Genomic DNA, 21,537 nt, shown 5'->3' with positions numbered 1-21,537 from the left:
ATTTGATGGCGATCAGAGTGCAACGTTGCGCTTGATCAAACTCGGCAACGCTGCCAACTTAGTGCAGGATCAGGTCGATGCGTCGCGCAGCTTGGCCGCGACGATCTCGGCGATTTCTTCGGCCAAGGTCTTTACTTCGGTGCCTGGGATGATCGGAGCAAGACCGGTCGCCCCTTCGAGGATTGCGATGATCTCGGCATGGAGGCTATGCCCCCGCTCTTTGGCTTGGGCGGCAAGGCGATCCCGCAACGCATCGGACATACGCAGGGGGTACGGAGTGACAGGAGGCGGGCGCGTCATGCCAGGGAGCATATGAGTCTTTTTTGGCTCACGCAATGAGTCATTTATTGACTCAGTAGTCAAAGTGAGTCACTATTTGACTCATCCCCAAAACTTCCGGTGAGAACAATGGCGACTACCCCCATGCCGACTCCTGTGCGTCTGCCCCCTGAGCTTAAAGAATGGATCAAGGCGTACGCCAAAGAAAACCATCGCAGCGTGAGCGCGGAAATCGTGAACATGGTGGCGCGCGCCAAAGAACAAAACGAAAGGCAAGCAGGGATGGCTTGATGACAGATTCAGAAAGACGAAAGGGCCAGCTGGCAGGCTGACCCTTCGGATTTCTTCATGACCGCGCCAGGCGGAAACCTGGAGGCCGTAGCCGGAACGTGGACGAGACGTTCTAGCCGCGTTGGACACGTGCACCCATTTCAAGGAGGAACACATGCACGAAACGAAGGTTAACACAAATCACTGCGGTGCAACACCGTCCGAGGCAAAAAAAGCATCACCAAGGCCCTACTGGTATCGCCCTGAGGTCGGGCCCCAGCCGCCGTTCGCTCTCGTCAGTACAAACATTGGCCTGGGAGGCGGGCGCCTGTATGCCCTCGTCCTGGCTCCCGATGGGTATCGATACGAGTGCGGCATTCAGGACATCCTTCGTGTCATCGATCTGATCCAAGAGCCCGGCCGAACCAAATTGTTGGCCGGCGCTGAGATCGAATATGGATTGCTAGCCGGAGCAATGATGGGACCAGTGATCCACTTGCCGCATGATACTCGCGCGAGCAAGGAGGGCCGAGCATGAGCCAGCTCGAGCAAATGGCGCAGATGTTCGCTGCAATCGATGCCGAAAGTCGGCGCTACGTCATGGTTGTGCTCCGCGGCGAATACGAGCGCGCAAACAGGTCTCGCCGCCCGATCCTGCGGCTGGTCCACGGCGGCTCGCCAGCCAAATCGACCGCTAAACCTCGCGCTGCGGCGTGCCCAGAAGCGAAGGAGTCGGCATGAGCATGCTTTCTACTATTCCTGCCACGACGGGAACGGACCGCATCGCCGGTATCGACGTCGCGAAGCTACTGCGCGACATCGGTGAAGCCAGCGCGAACGACAGCAGCACGGCGCTGTTTGGCCTGCTGCTGAGTGCCCAGCAAGTGCTGACCCAGGTGCAGGCCAGCTCCCCCACTATCCGGACGCCGCGCGAGGACGCTTTGTCCGCGACGTACCACGCGATGAACGACAACGGCCAGGATCGGCTTGTCAGCTACGCGAGGCACTTGCAGAAGCGGTTCTCGCGGCAGCGCGCGACTCTGACCCTTGTGCCCACCAGCAGCCAAGAAGGTGCACGATGAAAAAGCCCGTATCGGCCGGCGCCGACGCCCGCCCGAAACCCGCTGAAACCCGCATGGATGCTGTGTCCCACGGTGGCGCCAGACGCGTTCGCGCCCGCCGTGAGACAAGCCTGACCGATGCCGACTATGCGGCCATGGTTAAGCGCTATGAGGATGCCGGCGATGTCCAGAACGCGAACATCATCCGGCGTCAGTGGGAGATTGCGCGCGCAACCAGCGATTGCAAGAGTGGGGTCAATCATGAGTTCTGATGCTCTCCTGGCACGGCTGGATCTCGTGCGCAAGACCGGCAACGGGCGCTGGGTATGCCGCTGCCCAGCTCATGACGACAGAGGCCCAAGCCTGTCCGTCCGTGAGCTGGACGATGGCCGCGTGCTGCTTCATTGCTTTGCCGGCTGCGAGGTGCAGAGCATTTTGGATGCGGTCGGTTTGGCATTCGAGGACCTGTTCCCCGAGCGGATTGGCGGGGATGTCGTCAAGCGGGAGCGCCGACCCTTCAATGCGGCTGACGTTTTGCGCTGCCTGTCCTTTGAAGCTCTGATCCTTTGCCAGTATGCGACTACCTTGGCAAAGGGTGATGCGCTGACGACGGACGCGAGAGAACGGCTGCTGACCGCTGCCAAGCGGTTCCAACATGGCGTGGAGGTGACACATGCGTGACGGCTGGGATAGCGTCTTTCGTGGGGCCGCGGCGCTGGACGGGATGCCGGATCGAGTGCGAGTCGTAAAGATTCGTTGCGGTGCCGACATCAAGCCGCAGCCTATCACCTGGCTATGGCCTGGCTGGCTCCCAGCAGGCAAACTGACCATCCTAGCCGGCGCCGCTGGCACGGGTAAGACTACTCTGGCGCTTGCGCTCGCGGCCGTCATCACTAACGGCGGCCGTTGGCCGGACGGCGTGCCCAGCAGGACGACGGGCAATGTCCTGATCTGGTCCAGCGAAGACGTCGCCGACGATACTTTGGTTCCACGACTGCTTGCGTCTGGCGCCAATCTCGGGCGTTGCCACTTCATCGAGGGCATCGCTCAGAATGGTCAAAGTGTGCCGTTCGACCCGTCGCAGGACATCGTAGAACTGCATCGTGCGGCCCAGGTGATAGGCGGCGTCAGCCTGCTGCTTATCGATCCGATCGTGTCAGCCGTGGCCGGCGACATGCACAGGGCAAATGACGTGCGCCGAAGCTTGCAGGCTGTGGTGGACTTCGCGGACGCGCACGGCTGCGCTGTCATCGGCATCACGCACTTTGCCAAGGGCGGCGCTGGACGCGCGCCACAGGATCGGGTCATTGGTTCGCAAGCGTTCGGTGCTCTCGCGCGTATGGTCCTGGTCGCGGCCAAGGAGGAGGGGAGCGGACGCCGCGTGCTGGCGCGGGCAAAGTCAAACATCGCCTTGGACGATGGTGGCGTTGCGTATTCGATCGAGGCCGTCACTTTGGGCGGGGGGATTGAGGCGACGCACGCTGTTTGGGATGGAACGATTGAAGGGACAGCGCGCGAAATCCTCGGATCGGTCGAGTATGTCGAGGATGATGCCGGCGAGGAGCAACAAGATGCCGAGCAGTTCCTCCGTGGCCTCCTCACCGACGGACCCGTACCGACTAAGCAGATCAAAGCTGACGCGTTGGGCGCAGGCTACTCGTGGCGGACGATAGAAAGGGCCAAGCGTGACCTGGGCATTGAGGCGATCAAGGCCGGCATGAAGGTCGGCTGGGAGTGGCATCTCCCGAAGACCGCCAAAAACGCCGAAGACCGCCACACAAATTAAGTGGCGGTCTTCGGGAAAAGTGGCGGTCTTCGTGGCGATGTTCGCATATTTTGGTCGGCGCTGAGGCGAGTTTCGGGACGCGCTTTAGAGATCGGCGAGATGCGCGAAAGTGGGGTAGTGCTGCTGCAGATTTTGCTCACGCATGAGTCCGAGGCAAAAATGCCCCTACCCTGCCATTAGGTGTCAGGTTGAGACCCCCCTTTGACCTGTCACCTAACCACGTCGGATTGTGGTTAGGTGACACGTTGCACCTAACAGGTTTTTTGTGGTTAGCTGGACGGTTGTACCTAACCACTTCGCGCCGCCGAAAAGTAGCCGGGCAGGGTGATTTCAGGAGATCATTTTGCAACCACGCCCAACCGAACTTGGCACCATTGGCACATCTTGTTCCATTGCGAGGTTGACACTATGGGCGACATTAAAAGAGGTGGGAAGGGCTCGATCAGGCCGACGTTCGTGGCGTTAGAAAGCGAAATGCGGAGCCACATAGACACAGCATGCGCGGCATATCACCTTGGGCGAAAGGCTCAGACTCTGAGGACTTGGGCGTCTACCGAGACGGGCCCGGTGCGACCGATTCGGGTCAATGGGCGCTTGGCATGGCCTGTTGCAGCTATCCGCGCGATTCTCCAGGTATCGCCGCAGTGTGTGTCGAGCAGCGTTTAACGGAGGACGCTCCGGCGCACTGCCTGTCAGTGACGCCTGCCGGCTCACCGAGTAAGCGACTCATCTTTTTGCGCTGAAAATGCAAAAACTTGGCCGGCCGCGCCGTTTTCGGTCCCGGAGGAGTCTACGATTTGGCAGTATGTGCTCCACGTTCATTTCGGGAGCCGAACCCATGTCACAGTCAGCCGACACACCCATACAGACCACCACTCAGCCCATGCCTGCCTTTGTGCCGCTGGATCTCGAGCAACGCACGCACGTGGACACGGCGAGCGCCGCGTACCACCTGGGCCGTAAAGCGCAGACGATGCGAGTGTGGGCGTCGACGGAGCAGGGGCCGATCCGTCCGGTTCGGATCAATGGAAGGTTGAGCTGGCCAGTGGAGGAGATACGGCGAGTTTTGCAACGAGAAAACTAGCGTGAGATTGCTGCGAGGCAGCAAATTTTTACGCAACCTCAACGTGTGCCGATAGCGCATCTAAAAAACTTAGGATATACTAATGTAAATGGATCGGGGGGTCCCGGTCGGCGTCATTGGCCTCGGTGAGTTTCATCGGGGCTTTTCGCTTTCTGGGGCAGGAAAGATCTTTAGCCCCATGTCTTGGTAGCCAACTCCAACGTTAGCCCTTCCTCCGCTACAGTAAAACTTCTGCTTCAGTACTTCAAAAGCTCTGTTTTCTTGTCCAGTGCGTACGAAGCTCATGCCAATTGGTCGAGCTACAAGGTCGGCAAGCTGCAGGCCTGATGAGTTGACGCGCTTATCTGCGAAGATGATCTCGAACGGCAATCGGATGCGCCATTTGTTGTCCCCGTCGCATATCCTTCTGAACTCGAGCTCGAGGTCGTTGTCTTCTTGATCACCGCGCCGCTCGACGACCACGTGCGTCAGCAATTTCTCTTGCCCCTTTTCGCACAGAAATTCATAAAGCGTTTCTATGCAGAAACCAAGAGCTAAGTGGTAAGGGTTGTCAGGCAACGCTTGCTTAGCCCGAAGCCTTACCTTGTCGATCACGCAACTGACAAGGATAAAGTTGCTTTGCTGGATGACGTCGGTTAGCTCGGATATGAACTGATGTTTTTCTGCCTTGGTCTGAAACGTCTTAAAGTCGCCTGTTTCTTTTCTTATGTCACGCTCGTGTAGCACGATGTGGTCATGGCCGAAGTGTTTAAATTTCAAGTCCTCGACGGCTGCCACTACCTTACGTGTGTAATGCATCTTATGGAAGATGCAGAATGCGAGAACGAAGACGGGAAACTTTGCATCAATGGTTTGCATGCCGTGATCACCGCTCTCATCGACATACACGATGAATTTGCTGAATTTGGGAGCAGGTGTCTCGACGGGCACGTCAAGCATTTTTGGCGTGACTAGTTCCACAGGCGACTCGGGAACAACCACCGGCTTTGGAGCAATCTCCGGCACGATTGCAACTTCTAAATCGACAGTTACTTCGGGGTCAAAGAGAGAAAATTGTCGACGATCCATTTACATTCACCGGTTAGAGAGTAGACAAGCCTTGTTGTCGATCAAGGATTTTAACTGCTTTTTTCCTTAGGCAAGTAACGGTCTGAGCTGTCCGCTACTTCCAACCTGTCGAGTATGTGGCCATCTGGTGACGTTGTGACTCGGCCATGCGGGTTACATAGCGGTTACATGGACTCAGAAAGCAAAAAGCCCAACCGCAATGGCTGGGCTAAGTGCTTGATTCTATTGGTGCCGGCTGCAGGACTCGAACCCGCCACCTGATGATTACAAATCAACTGCTCTACCTGATGAGCTAAGCCGGCAATGTGGCCAGAATTATACCCTTATTTGATCCGGGTCAACGTGGGGCGTCCACCTTTTTTGGGTGGTTCGTCATCGTCGTCGGGTACATGCGACACCTCGGACGTCTTGGCCGGGACGGCAGCCAGGCCGGGAGCCGGGGCGGCTACCGGTTCCGGTGCGGGCGGGGGCAGGTCGGCGGCCGTCGTCGACACGTCGAAGGCCATGCCCTGGCCGTTTTCGTTGGCGTAGATGGCCAGTACGTTGTGGACCGGGATATACAGCTCGCGCGAGACGCCGTTGAAGCGCGCACGGAAGGTGATCGCGTCGTTGTCCATTTTCAGCCCGGAGGTCGCGCCGTAGCTGATGTTCAGGATGATCTCACCCTTTTTCACGTATTCCATCGGAACCGTGGTGGTGGCGTCGACCTTGACGGCCAGGTAAGGCGTGTAGCCGCTGTCCGTACACCATTCGTAAATGGCACGCAGCAGGTACGGCTTGGTGGAGATGTCGGGCATGGTGTGATCGGAATGATGCGAGATGTTACACGCCAGTGTACTTCGATTCGCCTGCGGCGGCGTAAACTGGCGTGCAACAGAGGTGGCGCTTTAACGGCGCATCACCTTTTCGGACGGGGTCAGGGCTTCGATGTAGGCCGGACGCGAGAAGATGCGCTCGGCATACTTCATCAGCGGTGCCGCGGTCTTCGACAGTTCGATGCCGTAGTGATCCAGGCGCCACAGCAGCGGCGCGATGGCCACGTCCAGCATCGAGAACTCGTCGCCCAGCATGTACTTGTTCTTCAGGAACAGCGGAGCCAGCGTCGTCAGGCGGTCGCGGATTTCGGCGCGCGCCTTGTCGTGGCTCTTGTCGCCCACCTTGTTGCGCTCGTTTTCGAGCGTGTTGACGTGGACGAACAGTTCCTTCTCGAAGTTGAACAGCATCAGGCGGGCACGGGCGCGCATGAGCGGATCGGCCGGCATCAGCTGCGGATGCGGGAAGCGCTCGTCGATGTATTCGTTGATGATGTTCGATTCGTACAGAATCAGTTCGCGCTCGACCAGGATCGGCACCTGGCCGTACGGATTCATCGTCGAGATGTCCTCGGGCTTGTTGAACAAATCCACGTCGCGCACTTCGAAGTCCATGCCCTTTTCGAACAGGACCAGACGGCAGCGCTGGGAGAACGGGCACGTGGTGCCGGAGTAGAGAACCATCATGGTTTATAGTTCCTTCAAGAAACAAAGGGGTGAAGCGCCAGGCGGCTCACCCCGAATAGACATTGCCCGCATTATAACCGGGCAATCAACTCACTTTACGTCTTTCCAATAAGAAGCATTCAACGACCAGGCAAGGAAAGCGAATAATGCGAGGAAAATCACGACGATCGCGCCCAGGCGCTTGCGAAAATCGCGCGCCGGTTCGGCCATCCAGTCCATGAATCCGACCAGGTCGGCCACCTGCGTATCGAATTCCTGCTGACTCAGGGTGCCCGGGGTCACCTGCTCGAAGCCGGCGAAGCGGTGCACGGTCTTGCCCGGCTCGTGCGGATCCGGTTCCTCGACCATCTTGACCGTGCGCACACCCTGCAATTGCCACAGCACGTGCGGCATGGCGACGTTCGGCACGACCAGGTTGTTCCAGCCGGTCGGACGGGCGTCGTCCTTGTAGAAAGTGCGCAGGTACGTGTAGATGTAGTCGGGGCCGGACCCAGCGCTCGAGGCGCGCGCGCGCGTGATCACCGACAGGTCCGGCGGCACGGCGCCGAACCAGGATTTCGCATCCGCAGGACGCATCGCAATCGTCATCAGGTCGCCCACCTTCTCGCCCGAGAACAGCAGGTTGTTCTTGATCTGGTCTTCGCTCAAACCCAGATCGCGCAGACGATTGTAGCGCATCGACGATGCGGAATGGCAGTTCAGGCAGTAGTTGACGAACAGCTTGGCGCCGTTTTGCAGCGACGCCATGTCGGTGCGTTCCGGCGCCCGGTCGAGCGCGACCGTCCCTTCGTTCGCGAACACGAATCCCGGCAGCAGGGCCAGGACCGCGAGCAGTTTTTTCGAGAAAAACATCATGGTTGTCCTTTGGCTAGTTTCCGGAATCAATGCGGGGTGAACGTGACACGCTTCGGTACCGGCTTGAACCGGCCCATTGCGCTCCACCACGGCATCAGGAGGAAGAAGCTAAAGTACAGCAGCGTGCAGGCCTGGGCGAGCAGCGTGTAGGCCGGGGTCGGCAGCTGGGTGCCGAGGTAGCCGAGCGTCAGGAACGCGACGAAGAACACCGCGTACACGTATTTGTGCCAGCTCGGGCGGTAGCGGATCGATTTCACCGGCGAATGGTCCAGCCACGGCAGCAGGGCCAGGATCACGACGGCCGAGCCGAACAGCACGACGCCCCAGAATTTCGCATCCAGCACTTGCGGCAGCATGCCGATCTCGGCCAGGATGGCGACGACGGTGATCGCGACCTTGGTCTTGTACGACAGGCGCGAACGCAGCCAGATGAACACGACGTACGCGGCAATGCCGGCCATCACGACCCACATGAAGTCGGACGTCGTCGCGCGCAGCACCGAGTAGAACGGCGTGAAGTACCAGGTCGGCGCAATGTGCGGCGGGGTCTTGAGCGAGTCGGCGGGCAGGAAGTTGTTGTATTCCAGGAAGTAGCCGCCCATCTCAGGCGCGAAGAACACGACGGCGCTGTAGATCAGCAGGAAGGCCGACACGCCGAACAGGTCCTTCGTCGTGTAGTACGGGTGCGAGGGGATCGTGTCGACGCCGTGGCCGTCCGGGCCCAGGTTTTCCTTGACCTCGATGCCGTCCGGGTTGTTCGAACCCACTTCGTGCAGCGCGATCAGGTGGGCGGCGACGAGGCCCAGCAGCACCAGCGGGATCGCGATCACGTGGAAGGCGAAGAAGCGGTTCAGCGTGGCGTCCGACACGACGTAGTCGCCGCGGATCCACAGCGACAGGTCCGGGCCGATGAACGGGATGGCGCTGAACAGGTTCACGATCACCTGGGCGCCCCAGTACGACATCTGGCCCCACGGCAGCAGGTAGCCGAAGAACGCCTCGGCCATCAGGCACAGGAAGATCGCGAAGCCGAACAACCAGATCAGCTCGCGCGGCTTGCGGTACGAGCCGTACAGCAGGCCGCGGGTCATGTGCAGGTAGACGACGATGAAGAAAGCCGATGCGCCGGTCGAGTGCATGTAGCGCACGAGCCAGCCCCACGGGACTTCGCGCATGATGTATTCGACGGAACCGAACGCGAGGTTGGCGTCCGGCTTGTAATGCATGGTCAGGAAGATGCCGGTGACGATCTGCAGCACGAGCACCAGCATGGCCAGCGAGCCGAACAGGTACCAGATGTTGAAGTTCTTCGGGGCATAGTAGCGGCCCCACTGGTCGTTCCACAGCTTGGACAGCGGGAAGCGGTCGTCGACCCAGGCGAGGGCCTTGTGGCTTTTCGGCGCGTCGGCCGGGAGTTTGGTGTCCTTGAACGCTGCGCCCATCTTATGCCTCGCCTTTCTCGTCTTTGCCGATCAAGATCTTGTTGTCGGACAGGTACATGTACGGAGGAACATCGAGGTTGGCAGGGGCCGGCTTGTTCTTGAAGACGCGGCCCGACAGGTCGAATGTGGAACCGTGGCAGGGGCAGAGGAAGCCGCCGTGCCAGTCGTCCGGCAGGTTCGGCTGGGGACCTTCGGTAAAGCGGGCGGAGGGCGAGCAGCCCAGGTGGGAGCAGATGCCGACGACGACGAGCACTTCCTTGTGCTTGTCGTAGGCGCGGAATTCGTTCTTCGCGTATGCCGGCACCGGCATTTGATAGGGTTTATCGGAATTCGGATCGGCAACGAGGTTGTCGTTCTTCGGCAAACTGGCCAACATTTCGGGAGTGCGGCGGAGGATCCACACGGGCTTGCCGCGCCATTCCACGACTTTCAGTTCACCCGGTTTAACATCGGAAATATCCGCTTCGACCGGAGCACCGGCCGCCTTCGCTCGTTCCGAGGGCTGCAACGTACTGACCAGCACCCCGGCCGTTGAAACACCGACAACGCCACCCGCCGCGCATGTAGCCACGAGCAAGCCTCGCCGGCCTGAATCGACCTGCTTCTCATTACTCATACCAACTCCATTCGTCAAATGCGAAATGTTGCAATGCAATACGTTGCAAACCAGTAAAAGGCTTTTTTGCAACAGTCGATTATAGGTGAACAGTTTTGCAAATTAAAGAAAAAACGTTTGCCGTGTCAGGCGGCATCCCAAAACGCCCGTTTTTGACTTGGACCGCTTGACCACATGGATATCTCCCTGGACCGGATTGCCCCACGTTTCCTGTATCATCGCTGTGAACCTGACAAGGTTTTAAAAAACACAAGGGAGGTCCGTGATGGCTATGCTGGAAGAGTTCAAGAAATTTGCGATGAAGGGTAACGTCGTCGACCTGGCGGTCGGCGTGATCATCGGCGGTGCGTTCGGACGCATCGTCGATTCGCTCGTGCAGGACGTCATCATGCCCCCGATCGGCAAGCTGTTCGGCGGCCTCGATTTCGCCAGCTACTACATCCCGCTCAACGGCCAGGCGTACGGCCTGCCGCTGGCCGAGGCCAAGAAGGCCGGCGCCGTGCTCGCCTACGGTAATTTCTTCACGATCCTGCTGAACTTCGTGATCCTGGCCTTCGTCATCTTCCAGATGGTGCGCCTGATGAACCGCATGCGTGCGCCGTTCACCAAAGCGGAAGAAGAGAAAGAGGCGGCCGCGGCGGTAGCAGTATCGGAAGAGGTCGTGCTGCTCCGTGAAATCCGCGATTCGCTGAAACGCTGAACACAGGAGTTCCCCGATGCGCCGCTACTGGCTGCTGTTCGCGCAAACCGTCACGATCGCCCTCGGCATCTATATCGTGATCGCGGCGCTGCGGCCGGCGTGGACGGGGCGCGCGCCGACCCAGGTCGGCGGGGTGGTGCCCGTGCTGCAGGCGCCCGGCGGCGGTCCGGCGCCGGCCAGCTACCGCGACGCGGCCGGCCGCGCGATGCCGGCCGTCGTCAACATTCTCACCAGCAAGGCGTTGCGCGAAACGCATCCGCTGCTGAAGGATCCATTTTTCAAACGGTTTTTCGGCGACAAGATGCCGCCGCAGGAACAGATGGCCAGCCTGGGCTCCGGCGTGATCGTCAGCGGCAACGGCTATATCCTGACCAATTACCACGTGGTGGAAGGCGCCGACGAGATCGAGGTCGGCCTGGCCGACGGGCGCAAGGCGGCCGCCAGCATCGTCGGGACCGATCCGGAAACAGACCTCGCCGTCATCCGCATCAAAGCGGATAAATTGCCCGTGATCGTGCTGGGCGACCCCGAGCAGGCGCGCGTGGGCGACGTCGTGCTCGCGATCGGCAATCCGTTCGGCGTGGGCCAGACCGTTACCCTCGGCATCATCTCGGCGCTGGGCCGCAACAACCTGCACATCAACCACTTCGAGAACTTCATCCAGACGGATGCCGCCATCAACTTCGGCAACTCGGGCGGCGCGCTCGTCGATACGCGCGGCAACCTGCTGGGCATCAACTCGGCCATTTATTCGCAGACGGGCGGTTCGGTCGGCATCGGCTTCGCGATTCCCGTGTCGACGGCGAAGACCGTGCTCGATTCCATCATCAAGCATGGCCAGGTCGTGCGTGGCTGGATCGGCGTCGAATCGCAGGACATCACGCCCGAACTGGCCGACAGCTTCGGCCTCCCGCGCGACCGCGGCGCCATCATCGCCGGCGTCGTGCGCGGCGGACCGGCCGACCGCGCCGGCATGCGCCCGGGCGATATCCTGCTGGCCGTGGAAGGCAAGAAAGTCGGCAGCACCAATGACATGATGAACCTCATCGCCGACCTGCCGCCCGGCGGCAAGGCGCAGATGACGGTCATGCGCAAGAACCGCGAGACGACCATCGCCGTGACCGTCGGCCGCCGTCCGCGCCAGACGCCCTGAATATTTGGACTCATTTTGGACCCCTTATGCACCTGCGCGACCTGACGCAATTCCTTACCGAACTCAAAGAGAACAACACCCGGCCCTGGTTCATCATGAACAAGCCCCGCTACGACATCCTGCGGGTCGAATTCCTGGAAGTGCTGACGGAACTGATCAGGGAGATCGGCCGGTTCGACAAGCAGGTCGTCGCCTGCGACCCGAAGAAGGCGATGTTCCGCTTCCAGCGCGATACGCGCTTTTCGCACGACAAGACGCCGTACAAAACGCATTTCTCGGCCGGCATCGCACCCGGCAACAAGCGCCGGCCCAGCGAAGGCGGCGGACCGACCTATTACTTCCACATTGAAGCGGACGGCACGCTGCTGTACGGTGCGGGCGAATACCTGCCGCCGGCGGCGCGCCTGAAGGCGATTCGCGAGCACGTCGTCAACGATGCGACAGGTTTCGCCAAAATGTTGAAGAATAAACATCTGCGCGAAGCGTATGGCGACCTGCAGCCGGAAGACAAGCTGCAACGCCCGCCGAAGGGATTCGATCCGAACCATCCGCTGGTCGAATACCTGAAGCTGAAGAGCTATTTCGTCTGGAAGGAAGAGAAGCTGGACATCAACGCCCCGGACAAGCTCGTGCCGCAGCTCGCGCAGGGGTTCAAGGACGCCACCGCGCTTGTCACCTGGCTGCGCGGGGTGCCGCAGACATTCGAAGAGTAAAGGGAGTCACACATGGCGTTGCACCACGCAGTCTCGGGTGAGCGGATCGCACTCCAGCGGGGCGAAGACGATATCGCGAATTTCACCTCGATCGCACTGATCAAGACGGATCGCATGGAATTGATCCGGCTCGTGATACCGAAGGAAAAACCGCTGCCGGAACATTGGGTCGAAGGCGAGATGACCTTGCTGTGCCTGGAAGGCGAGATCGCGTTCCAGGCCCACGGCCGCACGACGATCCTGCGCCCGAACGAGATGGTTTATCTCGCCGGCGGCGAACCGCATGCGGTCCACGCCAACCAGGATGCGGTCGCGTTGCTGACCATCCTGCTGCATCCGGGCGATAACGCGGGTGGGCCGACGCGGAGCACGCCGGCACCGTAGTCCTGCGCAATAAGCCAGGATCAGGCCAGTTCGTCGCGCGGATCCCGCGCCAGCAGCCTGGCCACCATGTCGCTGGCGGAATCGCCATCGAACAGCACGCCGGCCACCGCATTGGTGATCGGCATGTCGACGCCCAGCCTGGCCGCCAGCTCGCGCACGGCCTTGGCGCAGGGCACGCCTTCTGCCACGTGGCCGAGTTCCCGGACGATCGTGTCGAGCGGCTTGCCCTGGGCCAGTGCCAGGCCCACGCGGCGGTTGCGCGACAGGTCGCCCGTGCACGTCAGGATCAGGTCGCCCATCCCCGTCAGGCCCATGAAGGTGGCTGCATGGCCGCCCAGCGCCGTGCCGAGGCGGGTGATTTCCGCGAGGCCGCGCGTGATCAGCGCGGCGCGCGCATTCAGGCCCAGGCCGAGGCCGTCGGCCGTGCCGGTGGCGATGGCGAGGATGTTCTTGACGGCGCCGCCCACTTCCACGCCAACCATGTCATCGCAGGAATACACGCGCATATTGCCGCCATGGACGAGTGCAACGACGCGCTCGCGCAATGCCTTGTCGGTCGAGGCGACCGTCAGCGCGCACGGCAGGCCGCGCGCCACTTCCTGCGCGAACGACGGGCCGGACAGCGCAGCGGCCGGCACGGTATCGCCCAGCACGGCGCGCACGACCTGGTGCGGCAGCAGGCCGGTTTCGTATTCGAAGCCCTTGCACAGCCAGACGATGTTCGGAATCGCGCGGCCCTTCAGTTGCTGCAGCAGCGGGCGCAGGCCGGCCACCGGGCAGGCGGCGATCAGCAGCGGCGCCTCGCCGGCGCCATGCGCGACATGCGCGACGGCGGCATCGAAATCGGCCGTGACGTCCAGGCCGTCCGGGAACGGGAAGCCGGGCAGGTATTCGGTGTTTTCGCGCGCGCTGGCGGCTTGCGTCATCTGCGCGGGATTGCGTCCCCACAGCAGGACGTCGTGGCGCGCGGCGAGCGCGATCGCCACCGCCGTGCCCCAGGCGCCGGCACCGAGGACGGTGATCTTTTGGGGTGGTTTCGGTTCGTGCATGGGTATCGATAGACGGGCTAGATGCCCCAGATGTCGGACGCCTTGACGTAGCCGCTGGTGCCGTCGCGGTGGCGCACGCGCACCCAGTTGCCGGCTTCCGGATCGACGAGCTCGAGCAGGACGTTCTTTTCGGCCGTCATCACGACGGGCGCATTCTCGTCGGGCGCCGAGCGCACCTTGGCGGACGCGACGCGCACGATGACGTTGCGCTTGGCCGACAGGTTCTTTGCTTCGGTCCAGGCCATGTCGCCGGTGGCGTCTCTGACCTTGACCCAGTCGCCGTAGCTGAGTACGACCTCGACCGGCATGCCGCTGGGCGCGACGTACAGCTTGCCGCTGCGGGTGGACGGGGCGTCGTACAGGATCACGGCATGCGCGCCGACCGTCTTGAAATCGAACGCGGCGGCCGCGCACGATGCCAGCAGCAGCAGGCTGCCTGCAATGAGTCGGTGGCGGAAGCGGATGGGGCGCATGTGGGCCTTTGAAGACGGTGCATGCCGGGCGTCGGCGTGCGCGTCAAAGAAACAAGGCGTCCGGCCCCGCCCGGGACGGGCGAAGCGGGACGCCCGGGATATTACTGGTTACCAGCCGGCGTGCCTGCTGCGGCAGCCTGCTCGGCCAGCGCCTGGCGGCGCTGCTGGTAGAACACTTCGAAGTTGATCTCGGCCAGGTGGACCGGCGGGAAACCGGCACGGGTGATCACGTCGGCGATGTTCGCACGCAGGTACGGATAGATGATGTTCGGGCAACCGATGCCCAGCAGCGGATCCATCTGCTCGGCCGGGATGTTACGGGCTTCGAAGATACCTGCCTGCTTGCCTTCGGCCAGGAAGGCCACTTTGTCCTTGACCTTGGCGGTCACGGTGATGGTGACGGTCGATTCGTAGATGCCATCGGCAATGCCTTCGGCGCCGACGTCCAGCGCGACCTCGATGGTCGGGGCTTCCTGCTCCAGGAAGATCGCCGGGGAATTCGGTTGTTCCAGCGACAGATCCTTCAGGTAAATACGCTGGATTTGGAATACGGGTTGCAGGTTTTCGTCAGCCATGGAACGCTTTCGTGTAATTTTTAAAAAGAATGGCAACATCCTGCCATTCGAGGTGCTTGACTTGTCAAGGCGCCGGCAATTGTATCAAAACCAATTCGGTTTCAATAGTTAGCCGGGGCCCTGCCAAGCCCACGGGTCAGGCTGCGCTGCCGTTCAGCAGCGGATCCAGGCGTCCTGCCTGGTCGAGCGCGTACAGGTCGTCGAAGCCGCCCACGTGGGTATCGCCCACGTAGATCTGCGGCACCGTACGGCGCCCCGTGCGTTGCATCATGATGGCGCGCTGTTCCGGATCAAGGTCGACACGGATGCGTTCAATGTTGGTCACGCCCTTGGCTTCCAGCAGGCGCTCGGCACGCACGCAGTAGGGACAGCTGGCGGTGTGATAGAGGACAACATGGGCTGTCATGGCAATTCCTTTCAAATTATTTGATCAGGGGCAGGCCGGCAGCCGTCCAGGCCGCGATACCGCCTTCCAGGCCATAGATATCTTCGAATCCTGCCGCTTTCAACAGGCGCGCCGCTTTACCGGCGTGTTTGCCGTCCTGGTCGACGACAACGATGGTCTTGACTTTCGACTTGTCCAGCTCGCCGGTACGATTGCCCAAGTCTGCCAGCGGAATGTGTTTCGCGTCGCGCAGGTGCCCTGCGGCAAATGCGTCGGCGCTGCGGACATCGATCACGGCGGTGGATTTACCCCGGTTGATCATCTGGGTAGCCTGCAGCGGCGAGGCCACGCGGCCACGCGGCGCGAGCGACAACCACAGCAGGGCGCCCCCCGACAGAAGAGCGATCGCGACAGTGATGAAATGGTCGATGATGAATTTCACGAAGGTTCCGTTGGTTGAACTGAATCATCGCATTATAAAATAGAAGTCGGATCGGTATTTCCTGCTCACTTTTTTCTATAAAGCACCTATGTACAAAATCGTATTCATGCGCCACGGCGAGTCCACTTGGAACCTCGAGAACCGTTTCACCGGCTGGACCGATGTCGACCTGACCGAAAAAGGAGTCAATGAAGCCAAGCTGGCCGGCCGCCTGCTGAAGGAAGCCGGCTTCACCTTCGACCTGGCGTACACCTCGGTCCTGAAACGTGCGATCCGCACCCTGTGGCTGGCGATGGACGAGATGGACATGATGTGGCTGCCGGTCAAGAACGACTGGCGCCTGAACGAGCGTCACTACGGCGCGCTGCAGGGCCTGGACAAGGGCGAGACCGCCGCCAAGTTCGGCGACGAGCAGGTGCTCGTATGGCGCCGCAGCTACGACACCCCGCCGCCGGCACTGGAAGCCGACGATCCGCGCACGTCCTTCAACGACCCGCGCTACGCCGGCCTCGACAAGGCCCAGATCCCGCTGACCGAATGCCTGAAGGACACCGTCGCCCGCGTGATGCCGGCCTGGGACGAAGAAATCGCCCCGGCCATCCGCGCCGGCAAGCAGATCCTGATCTCGGCCCACGGCAACAGCCTGCGCGCCGTCATCAAGATGCTGGACAACATCAGCGACACGGACATCGTCGGCCTGAACATCCCGAACGGCACCCCGCTCGTGTATGAACTGGACGCGGACCTGAAGCCGATCCGCCACTACTACCTGGGCGACCAGGCAGCGATCGCGGCCGCCATGGCCGCCGTGGCCAACCAAGGGAAGGCGAAGTAAGTCTTGCGTTTTTCCTTCGTGAAGTCGACGTCCGCGGGCCTGTCCGCCCGCGGCAAGCTGGTATGCGGCCTGCTGGCCTGCGCGTTCGCCTTCGGCAGCGTGCAGGCGGCGCCGCGCCAGACCACGCGCAGCAAGGAGAAGGCCGCCGCCGAGGCGGCGCGCGCCGGTATCCAGCAAAAGCTCAATGCGCTCAAGAAGGACATCAGCCGCACCGAGAGCGAAAAGGAAGACGCGGCCGACGAGTTGGCGGAATCGGAAGAAAAGATTTCCGACGCCAACCGCTCGCTGCGCGAACTCGCGGACGAGCAGGCCGAGACCAATACCAGGCTGAAGGATCTCGCGACCGAAGAGGCGAGACTTGGCGACACCATCGCGGCCCAGAAGCGCCAGCTGGCGAAGCTGTTGCGCGAGCACTATATCGCCGGCAACGAGGACCGCATCAAGCTGCTGCTGTCCGGCGATAACCCGAACCGGATCAACCGCGACCTGCAGATGATGGCCTACGTCTCGCAGGCGCAAGCGAAATTACTGAACTCCCTGCGCACGAACCTGGCGGCCGTCGAGGCGAACCACGCCGAGACGCAGAACGCCAGGGACGAGCTGGAAGAAATTGCACAAGAGCAGACGTCGCAAAAGACGCTGCTCGAAAAGGAAAAGGCCAAACGGGCCGCCTTGCTGGCGAACCTGTCGAGCAAGCTGACGGACCAGCGCAAGCAGGCGAGCCGCCTGGAACAGGACGAGCAGCGCATGAGCGGCCTCGTCGACCGCCTGACGCGCCTGATCCGCGAACAGGAAATTGCCGCCGCGGCCGAGCGCAAGCGCCAGCAGGAACTGGCCGCCGCGCGCGCGAAAGCGGCCGCCGAGGCGAAACAACGTGCGCTGGCGCGGGCCAGGGCGCAGCGTGAAGAACGCGAACGCCTGGCGCGCGAAGCCGCGAAGGAAGCGGCCAAGACCGGCAAGCCCGTCAAACCGTTGCCGCCGCCGAAACCCGAACCGGAAGAGACGCGGGTGGCCGAGGAACCGGCACCGAAACCGGAAGCACCGCAGCGTTCGGCCGATACGGCACTGGCCGCCGACCTGCCGAGCGGCGCATTCGAAAGCCTGCGCGGCCGCCTGCCGGCGCCGATCTCCGGCAAGATCGCGGCCCGTTTCGGCGCCAAGCGCGGCGACGGTCCGACGTGGCGCGGCATGTTCATCAAGGCCCCGGAAGGGACCGACGTGCGCGCCATCGCGGCGGGGCGTGTCGTGTTCGCCAACTGGATGCGCGGCTACGGCAACCTGATCATCATCAACCACGGCGGCGAGTACCTGTCGATCTACGGCAACAACCAGACCTTGGTGAAACAGGCCGGCGACGCGGTCAAGCCGGGCGACGTCATCGCCAGTGCCGGCAATACCGGCGGTAACGAGGAATCGGGGCTATACTTCGAGCTCAGGCATCTCGGAAAAGCGTTCGATCCTTCGAGCTGGATCAGGTTCTAATTTCCGGAAGCACAATCCAGGGAACAGCATGGGCAAGAAACTCAAGAACCTCGGTCTGATCGGCCTCGGTATGGTGGCCGGGGTGGCCGTCTCGGTCCAGTATTCGGCGCTGGCACAAAAGGGCGGCGATGCGCCCCTGCCGCTGGACGAGCTGCGCCAGCTGGCCGATGTGTATGCCCTGATTAAAAGCGATTACGTCGAGAAGGTCGACGACAAGAAGCTGCTGTCGGACGCCATCGCCGGCATGGTGAATTCGCTGGATCCGCATTCCGTCTACCTGGACCAGAAGGATTTCGCCGAGATGCGCGAAGAGGTGCAGGGCCGCTTCGTCGGCCTCGGCATCGAGGTCGCGATGGAAGACGGCTACGTCAAGATCGTCTCGCCCATCGAGGATTCGCCCGCCTACCGTGCCGGCATCAAGGCCGGAGATTTGATCACCCGCATCGACAACGTGCCGGTGAAAGGCCTGTCGCTGGACGATGCCATCAAGCGCATGCGCGGCGAGCCGCACAGCAAGGTGATGCTGACCATCGCGCGCCGCGGCGCGGACACGCCGTGGGTCGTGCCGGTCGAGCGCGAGGAAATCAAGGTGGCCAGCGTCAAGGCGAAGATGATCGAGCCCGGCTATGCCTGGCTGCGCATCAACCAGTTCCAGGAAGAGACCGTCGACGACGTCGCGGACAAGTTGAAGGACCTGTACGCCCGCAACCCGAACATCAAGGGCCTCGTGCTGGACCTGCGCAACGACCCGGGCGGCCTGCTGCCGAGCGCGATCGGCGTCTCCGCCGCCTTCCTGCCGGCGAACGACGTGATCGTCTCGACAAAGGGCCAGCTGGCCGAGTCGAACGCCACGTTCTACGGCCGGCGCGAATTCTATGCCGTCAAGCCGGGCGCCGATCCGCTGGCGAAATTGCCGGCCGCGCTGAAGACCGTGCCGATGGTGGTGCTGGTCAACACGGGTTCGGCCTCGGCGTCGGAAATCGTCGCGGGCGCGCTGCAGGACTACAAACGCGCCATCGTGATGGGCAGCCAGACGTTCGGCAAGGGTTCCGTGCAGACCCTGCGCCAGCTGACGCCCGACACGGCCGTGAAACTGACGACGGCCCGTTACTTCACGCCGAAAGGCCGTTCGATCCAGGCGCTGGGCATCGTGCCGGACCTCAAGGTCGACGAGACGCCGGAAGGCGACGGCCTGAACGCCGTGCGCGTGCGCGAAGCGGACCTCGATCACCACCTGACGAACGACGCGGCCGACAGCAAGAGCGCGAACGCGAAGCGCCGCGACGAGCTCGAGGAAGAGCAGTTCACCATGGCCGCGCTGAAGAATGAGAAACCGGTCGAATTCGGCGGCAAGGATGACTTCCAGCTCACGCAAGCCCTGAATCACTTCAAGGGTTTGAAGGTGCAGCTCGCCAAGGCCGATCCGGACGAGGACAAGCCCGCGCCGGCCAAGCTGCCGGGCCAGGAGCCGAAGCCGGCCGAGATCAAGGACGACGCCAAGCCGTCTGCACCGAAGCGATGAACGACCAGCAACTGCTTCGCTATTCGCGCCATATCCTGCTGGACGAGATCGGCATCGAAGGCCAGGCGCGCTTCCTGGCCGCGCGCGTGCTCGTGATCGGCGCCGGCGGTCTCGGCTCGCCGGCCGCGCTGTATCTCGCCGCGGGCGGTGTGGGCCGGTTGACGCTCGTCGACGACGACACCGTCGACCTGACGAATCTGCAGCGCCAGGTGATGCACACGACGGCCCGCGTGGGCCAGCCCAAGGTCGAGTCCGGGCGCGAAGCCCTGCACCAGATCAATCCCGAGGTCGAGGTCGTCGCCTTGCGCGAACGCGCCGATGCCGCACGTTTAGGGGAACTCGTGCGCGATTCCGATGTCGTACTCGACTGCAGCGACAATTTCGCCACCCGCCATGCCGTCAATCGCGCCTGCGTTGCCGCCGGCGTCCCGCTCGTCGCGGGCGCCGCGATCCGTTTCGACGGGCAGATCTCGGTCTTCGACGTGCGCGACCCCGCTTCGCCCTGCTATGCGTGCCTGTTCCCGGAGGACGGCAAGTTCGAGGAAGTGGCATGCAGCACGATGGGCGTGTTCGCGCCGCTGGTCGGCATCATCGGCGCCATGCAGGCGGCGGAGGCGCTGAAGCTGCTGGCCGGAAGCGGCCGTTCGCTGGCCGGCCGGCTGCAGATGCTGGATGCGCGCGCCATGGAATGGACGGAGATCGGCGTGGCGCGCAATCCGTGCTGCCCCGTTTGCGCGGGGCGTCCCGGCGTAGAATGAGTCGCGGCGCACGCAGAAGGTGTCTTTCTGTGCCGTCTATCTTACAATTAGACAATTTTCCTGACGAGTTGGAACATTTTCCAAACGACTTTTAACGTCATCCCCGCTCGTTCGGCCTTATACTGTTTTTTCGACCACATCCATCACATCTATGCAGAACTTCAAGCATCGTTTCGCACGGCAGCGCCGCCAGCGCGGTTTCACCCTCGTCGAAATCATGGTCGTCGTGGTCATCATCGGCATCCTGGGCGCGCTCGTCGTGCCCAAGCTGCTGGGCCGTACCGGCGAGTCGCGCGTGACAGCGGCCCGCGTCGACATCGCCACGCTGATGTCGGCACTCAAGATGTACAAGCTCGATAACCAGCGCTATCCGACCACGGAGCAGGGCTTGCAGTCCCTCGTCCAGAAGCCGACCAGCGGCCCGGCCGCCAACGGCTGGAAGGAAGGCGGCTACATCGACAAGCTGCCGAAGGACCCGTGGGGCAATCCGTACCAGTACCTGTCGCCGGGCCTGCACGGCGAGATCGACGTGTTCTCGCTGGGCGCGGACGGCCAGCCGGGCGGTACCGGCGAGGATGCCGACGTCGGTTCGTGGGACAACAAATAACGTAGGTGTGTCGATGACCACGCGCGCGCCGGGCCGCGCCGGCGGCTTCACCCTGGTGGAGATCATGGTCGTGATGGTCATCATCGGCATCACGCTGGGGCTGGCCAGCCTCAACGCCATTCCCAGCCCGCACCAGGACCTGCAGAAGGAGGCGCAGCGCATCGCGCTGCTGCTGCAGCTGGCGCGCGATGAAGCCATCGTGCGCAACCGCCTCGTCGCCTTCGAAGCCACGCCCGAGCGCTACCACTTCCTCGTGCGCACCGAAACGCGCTGGCAACCGATCGCGAACGACGACATGCTGCGCGAGCGCGACTTCAAGAATGCCCCGCTGACCCTGCTGCTGGACCCGACCAGCGCGGGTACCCTGAATCCGCTGCGCATCACGTTCGGCAGCGAACCGGTCGACAAGCCGTTCGTGCTCACGCTGGCCAGCGGCAACGACCGCGTCGCCATCCGCGCCGACGGGGTCGGGCACTTCACGGTGGAGTGAAGAGGTCAA

29 protein-coding genes and 1 tRNA gene are annotated in these 21,537 nt (G+C 62.1%); 17 read left to right on the top strand and 13 right to left on the bottom strand.

The genetic code is table 11. The features are described 5' to 3' along the window. Window positions 1-69: 69 nt before the first annotated feature. On the bottom strand, window positions 70-261 hold the full coding sequence (locus QPK29_RS08430; RefSeq protein ID WP_371771687.1) for a hypothetical protein: 192 nt from the start codon (window positions 259-261) through the stop codon (window positions 70-72). Window positions 262-423: 162 nt separating this feature from the next. Here QPK29_RS08430 and QPK29_RS08425 point away from each other — a divergent pair, with 162 nt between their 5' ends. From QPK29_RS08425 to QPK29_RS08395, 7 genes are all read left to right on the top strand, one after another. After that, window positions 424-570 (top strand): Arc family DNA-binding protein, encoded by a 147-nt coding sequence (locus QPK29_RS08425; RefSeq protein WP_400189749.1) that lies wholly within the window; start codon window positions 424-426, stop codon window positions 568-570. Window positions 571-724: 154 nt separating this feature from the next. Continuing rightward, window positions 725-1,087: a hypothetical protein gene (locus QPK29_RS08420; RefSeq protein WP_400189748.1), complete on the top strand. Its 363-nt coding sequence runs from the start codon at window positions 725-727 to the stop codon at window positions 1,085-1,087. Continuing rightward, window positions 1,084-1,290: a hypothetical protein gene (locus QPK29_RS08415; RefSeq protein ID WP_371771685.1), complete on the top strand. Its 207-nt coding sequence runs from the start codon at window positions 1,084-1,086 to the stop codon at window positions 1,288-1,290. The genes QPK29_RS08420 and QPK29_RS08415 overlap by 4 nt, the downstream gene beginning before the upstream one ends. Next, entirely contained in the window at window positions 1,287-1,631 is a 345-nt protein-coding gene (locus QPK29_RS08410; protein ID WP_371771684.1) for a hypothetical protein, read from the top strand. The genes QPK29_RS08415 and QPK29_RS08410 overlap by 4 nt, the downstream gene beginning before the upstream one ends. Further along, entirely contained in the window at window positions 1,628-1,882 is a 255-nt protein-coding gene (locus tag QPK29_RS08405; protein WP_371771683.1) for a hypothetical protein, read from the top strand. Before QPK29_RS08410 ends, QPK29_RS08405 begins: the two co-directional genes overlap by 4 nt. Continuing rightward, on the top strand, window positions 1,872-2,291 hold the full coding sequence (locus QPK29_RS08400) for a DNA primase (RefSeq protein ID WP_371771682.1): 420 nt from the start codon (window positions 1,872-1,874) through the stop codon (window positions 2,289-2,291). Before QPK29_RS08405 ends, QPK29_RS08400 begins: the two co-directional genes overlap by 11 nt. Then, window positions 2,284-3,396, top strand: coding sequence for an AAA family ATPase (locus QPK29_RS08395; protein WP_371771681.1), 1,113 nt, complete (start codon window positions 2,284-2,286; stop codon window positions 3,394-3,396). The genes QPK29_RS08400 and QPK29_RS08395 overlap by 8 nt, the downstream gene beginning before the upstream one ends. A 1,216-nt stretch (window positions 3,397-4,612) precedes the next feature. On the opposite strand, the gene QPK29_RS08390 is transcribed toward QPK29_RS08395, so the two are convergent. From QPK29_RS08390 to petA, 7 genes are all read right to left on the bottom strand, one after another. Next, window positions 4,613-5,548, bottom strand: a complete 936-nt coding sequence (locus QPK29_RS08390) for a DUF3800 domain-containing protein (RefSeq protein WP_371771680.1) — start codon at window positions 5,546-5,548, stop codon at window positions 4,613-4,615. 226 nt (window positions 5,549-5,774) lie between these two features. Next, a tRNA-Thr gene (locus tag QPK29_RS08385) sits at window positions 5,775-5,850 on the bottom strand. A 21-nt stretch (window positions 5,851-5,871) separates the two neighbouring features. Then, on the bottom strand, window positions 5,872-6,345 hold the full coding sequence (locus QPK29_RS08380) for a ClpXP protease specificity-enhancing factor (RefSeq protein ID WP_056134398.1): 474 nt from the start codon (window positions 6,343-6,345) through the stop codon (window positions 5,872-5,874). A 90-nt stretch (window positions 6,346-6,435) separates the two neighbouring features. After that, window positions 6,436-7,047 carry a glutathione S-transferase N-terminal domain-containing protein gene (locus QPK29_RS08375; RefSeq protein ID WP_036231132.1) on the bottom strand — a complete coding sequence of 204 codons (612 nt, stop codon included), beginning with the start codon at window positions 7,045-7,047 and terminating at the stop codon, window positions 6,436-6,438. Window positions 7,048-7,137: 90 nt separating this feature from the next. Further along, window positions 7,138-7,899 carry a cytochrome c1 gene (locus tag QPK29_RS08370; RefSeq protein ID WP_056134813.1) on the bottom strand — a complete coding sequence of 254 codons (762 nt, stop codon included), beginning with the start codon at window positions 7,897-7,899 and terminating at the stop codon, window positions 7,138-7,140. A 29-nt stretch (window positions 7,900-7,928) separates the two neighbouring features. Beyond that, window positions 7,929-9,344 carry a cytochrome b gene (locus tag QPK29_RS08365; RefSeq protein WP_160406902.1) on the bottom strand — a complete coding sequence of 472 codons (1,416 nt, stop codon included), beginning with the start codon at window positions 9,342-9,344 and terminating at the stop codon, window positions 7,929-7,931. A 1-nt stretch (window position 9,345) separates the two neighbouring features. Beyond that, window positions 9,346-9,960: a ubiquinol-cytochrome c reductase iron-sulfur subunit gene (petA, locus tag QPK29_RS08360; RefSeq protein WP_056134403.1), complete on the bottom strand. Its 615-nt coding sequence runs from the start codon at window positions 9,958-9,960 to the stop codon at window positions 9,346-9,348. Window positions 9,961-10,225: 265 nt separating this feature from the next. Here petA and mscL point away from each other — a divergent pair, with 265 nt between their 5' ends. From mscL to QPK29_RS08340, 4 genes are read left to right on the top strand one after another with little or no spacing between them, the layout of a single operon-like run. Further along, window positions 10,226-10,660, top strand: a complete 435-nt coding sequence (mscL, locus tag QPK29_RS08355; protein WP_056134406.1) for a large conductance mechanosensitive channel protein MscL — start codon at window positions 10,226-10,228, stop codon at window positions 10,658-10,660. Between the two features lie 16 nt (window positions 10,661-10,676). Beyond that, window positions 10,677-11,813, top strand: coding sequence for a Do family serine endopeptidase (locus QPK29_RS08350; RefSeq protein WP_056134408.1), 1,137 nt, complete (start codon window positions 10,677-10,679; stop codon window positions 11,811-11,813). 26 nt (window positions 11,814-11,839) lie between these two features. Next, window positions 11,840-12,526, top strand: coding sequence for a DUF2461 domain-containing protein (locus tag QPK29_RS08345; protein ID WP_371771679.1), 687 nt, complete (start codon window positions 11,840-11,842; stop codon window positions 12,524-12,526). Between the two features lie 12 nt (window positions 12,527-12,538). Continuing rightward, a complete protein-coding gene (locus QPK29_RS08340; protein ID WP_056134415.1) occupies window positions 12,539-12,910 on the top strand; it encodes a cupin domain-containing protein in 372 nt (123 codons plus the stop codon). 20 nt (window positions 12,911-12,930) lie between these two features. On the opposite strand, the gene QPK29_RS08335 is transcribed toward QPK29_RS08340, so the two are convergent. From QPK29_RS08335 to QPK29_RS08315, 5 genes are all read right to left on the bottom strand, one after another. Then, window positions 12,931-13,959 carry an NAD(P)H-dependent glycerol-3-phosphate dehydrogenase gene (locus tag QPK29_RS08335; protein WP_371771678.1) on the bottom strand — a complete coding sequence of 343 codons (1,029 nt, stop codon included), beginning with the start codon at window positions 13,957-13,959 and terminating at the stop codon, window positions 12,931-12,933. A gap of 17 nt (window positions 13,960-13,976) precedes the next feature. Beyond that, window positions 13,977-14,432 carry an SH3 domain-containing protein gene (locus tag QPK29_RS08330; protein WP_056134421.1) on the bottom strand — a complete coding sequence of 152 codons (456 nt, stop codon included), beginning with the start codon at window positions 14,430-14,432 and terminating at the stop codon, window positions 13,977-13,979. Between the two features lie 101 nt (window positions 14,433-14,533). Continuing rightward, the gene (gene secB, locus QPK29_RS08325; RefSeq protein WP_056134424.1) at window positions 14,534-15,007 is read right to left on the bottom strand and encodes a protein-export chaperone SecB; all 474 of its coding nucleotides are present in this window, start codon (window positions 15,005-15,007) and stop codon (window positions 14,534-14,536) included. Between the two features lie 136 nt (window positions 15,008-15,143). After that, the gene (gene grxC, locus QPK29_RS08320) at window positions 15,144-15,413 is read right to left on the bottom strand and encodes a glutaredoxin 3 (RefSeq protein ID WP_056134427.1); all 270 of its coding nucleotides are present in this window, start codon (window positions 15,411-15,413) and stop codon (window positions 15,144-15,146) included. A 16-nt stretch (window positions 15,414-15,429) separates the two neighbouring features. Then, window positions 15,430-15,834 carry a rhodanese-like domain-containing protein gene (locus QPK29_RS08315; protein WP_371771677.1) on the bottom strand — a complete coding sequence of 135 codons (405 nt, stop codon included), beginning with the start codon at window positions 15,832-15,834 and terminating at the stop codon, window positions 15,430-15,432. 88 nt (window positions 15,835-15,922) lie between these two features. Here QPK29_RS08315 and gpmA point away from each other — a divergent pair, with 88 nt between their 5' ends. The 6 genes from gpmA to gspH all read left to right on the top strand — a co-directional run bounded on the left by gpmA (window position 15,923) and on the right by gspH (window position 21,528). After that, a complete protein-coding gene (gene gpmA, locus QPK29_RS08310) occupies window positions 15,923-16,669 on the top strand; it encodes a 2,3-diphosphoglycerate-dependent phosphoglycerate mutase (RefSeq protein ID WP_056134431.1) in 747 nt (248 codons plus the stop codon). 69 nt (window positions 16,670-16,738) lie between these two features. Next, window positions 16,739-18,151 carry a murein hydrolase activator EnvC family protein gene (locus QPK29_RS08305; protein WP_371771700.1) on the top strand — a complete coding sequence of 471 codons (1,413 nt, stop codon included), beginning with the start codon at window positions 16,739-16,741 and terminating at the stop codon, window positions 18,149-18,151. Window positions 18,152-18,179: 28 nt separating this feature from the next. Then, window positions 18,180-19,673, top strand: coding sequence for a S41 family peptidase (locus QPK29_RS08300; protein WP_056134435.1), 1,494 nt, complete (start codon window positions 18,180-18,182; stop codon window positions 19,671-19,673). Then, window positions 19,670-20,431: a HesA/MoeB/ThiF family protein gene (locus QPK29_RS08295; protein ID WP_371771676.1), complete on the top strand. Its 762-nt coding sequence runs from the start codon at window positions 19,670-19,672 to the stop codon at window positions 20,429-20,431. Before QPK29_RS08300 ends, QPK29_RS08295 begins: the two co-directional genes overlap by 4 nt. Window positions 20,432-20,582: 151 nt before the next feature. Next, window positions 20,583-21,038, top strand: a complete 456-nt coding sequence (gene gspG, locus QPK29_RS08290) for a type II secretion system major pseudopilin GspG (protein WP_371764243.1) — start codon at window positions 20,583-20,585, stop codon at window positions 21,036-21,038. A gap of 13 nt (window positions 21,039-21,051) precedes the next feature. Further along, the gene (gspH, locus tag QPK29_RS08285) at window positions 21,052-21,528 is read left to right on the top strand and encodes a type II secretion system minor pseudopilin GspH (protein ID WP_371764244.1); all 477 of its coding nucleotides are present in this window, start codon (window positions 21,052-21,054) and stop codon (window positions 21,526-21,528) included. Window positions 21,529-21,537: the final 9 nt, after the last annotated feature.

Source organism: Massilia orientalis (genome assembly GCF_030411975.2).
Taxonomy (GTDB): Bacteria; Pseudomonadota; Gammaproteobacteria; order Burkholderiales; family Burkholderiaceae_D; genus Telluria; species Telluria orientalis.
Note: the sequence above shows the minus strand (reverse complement) of the source record. Positions and strands in the feature narration are given on the sequence as shown.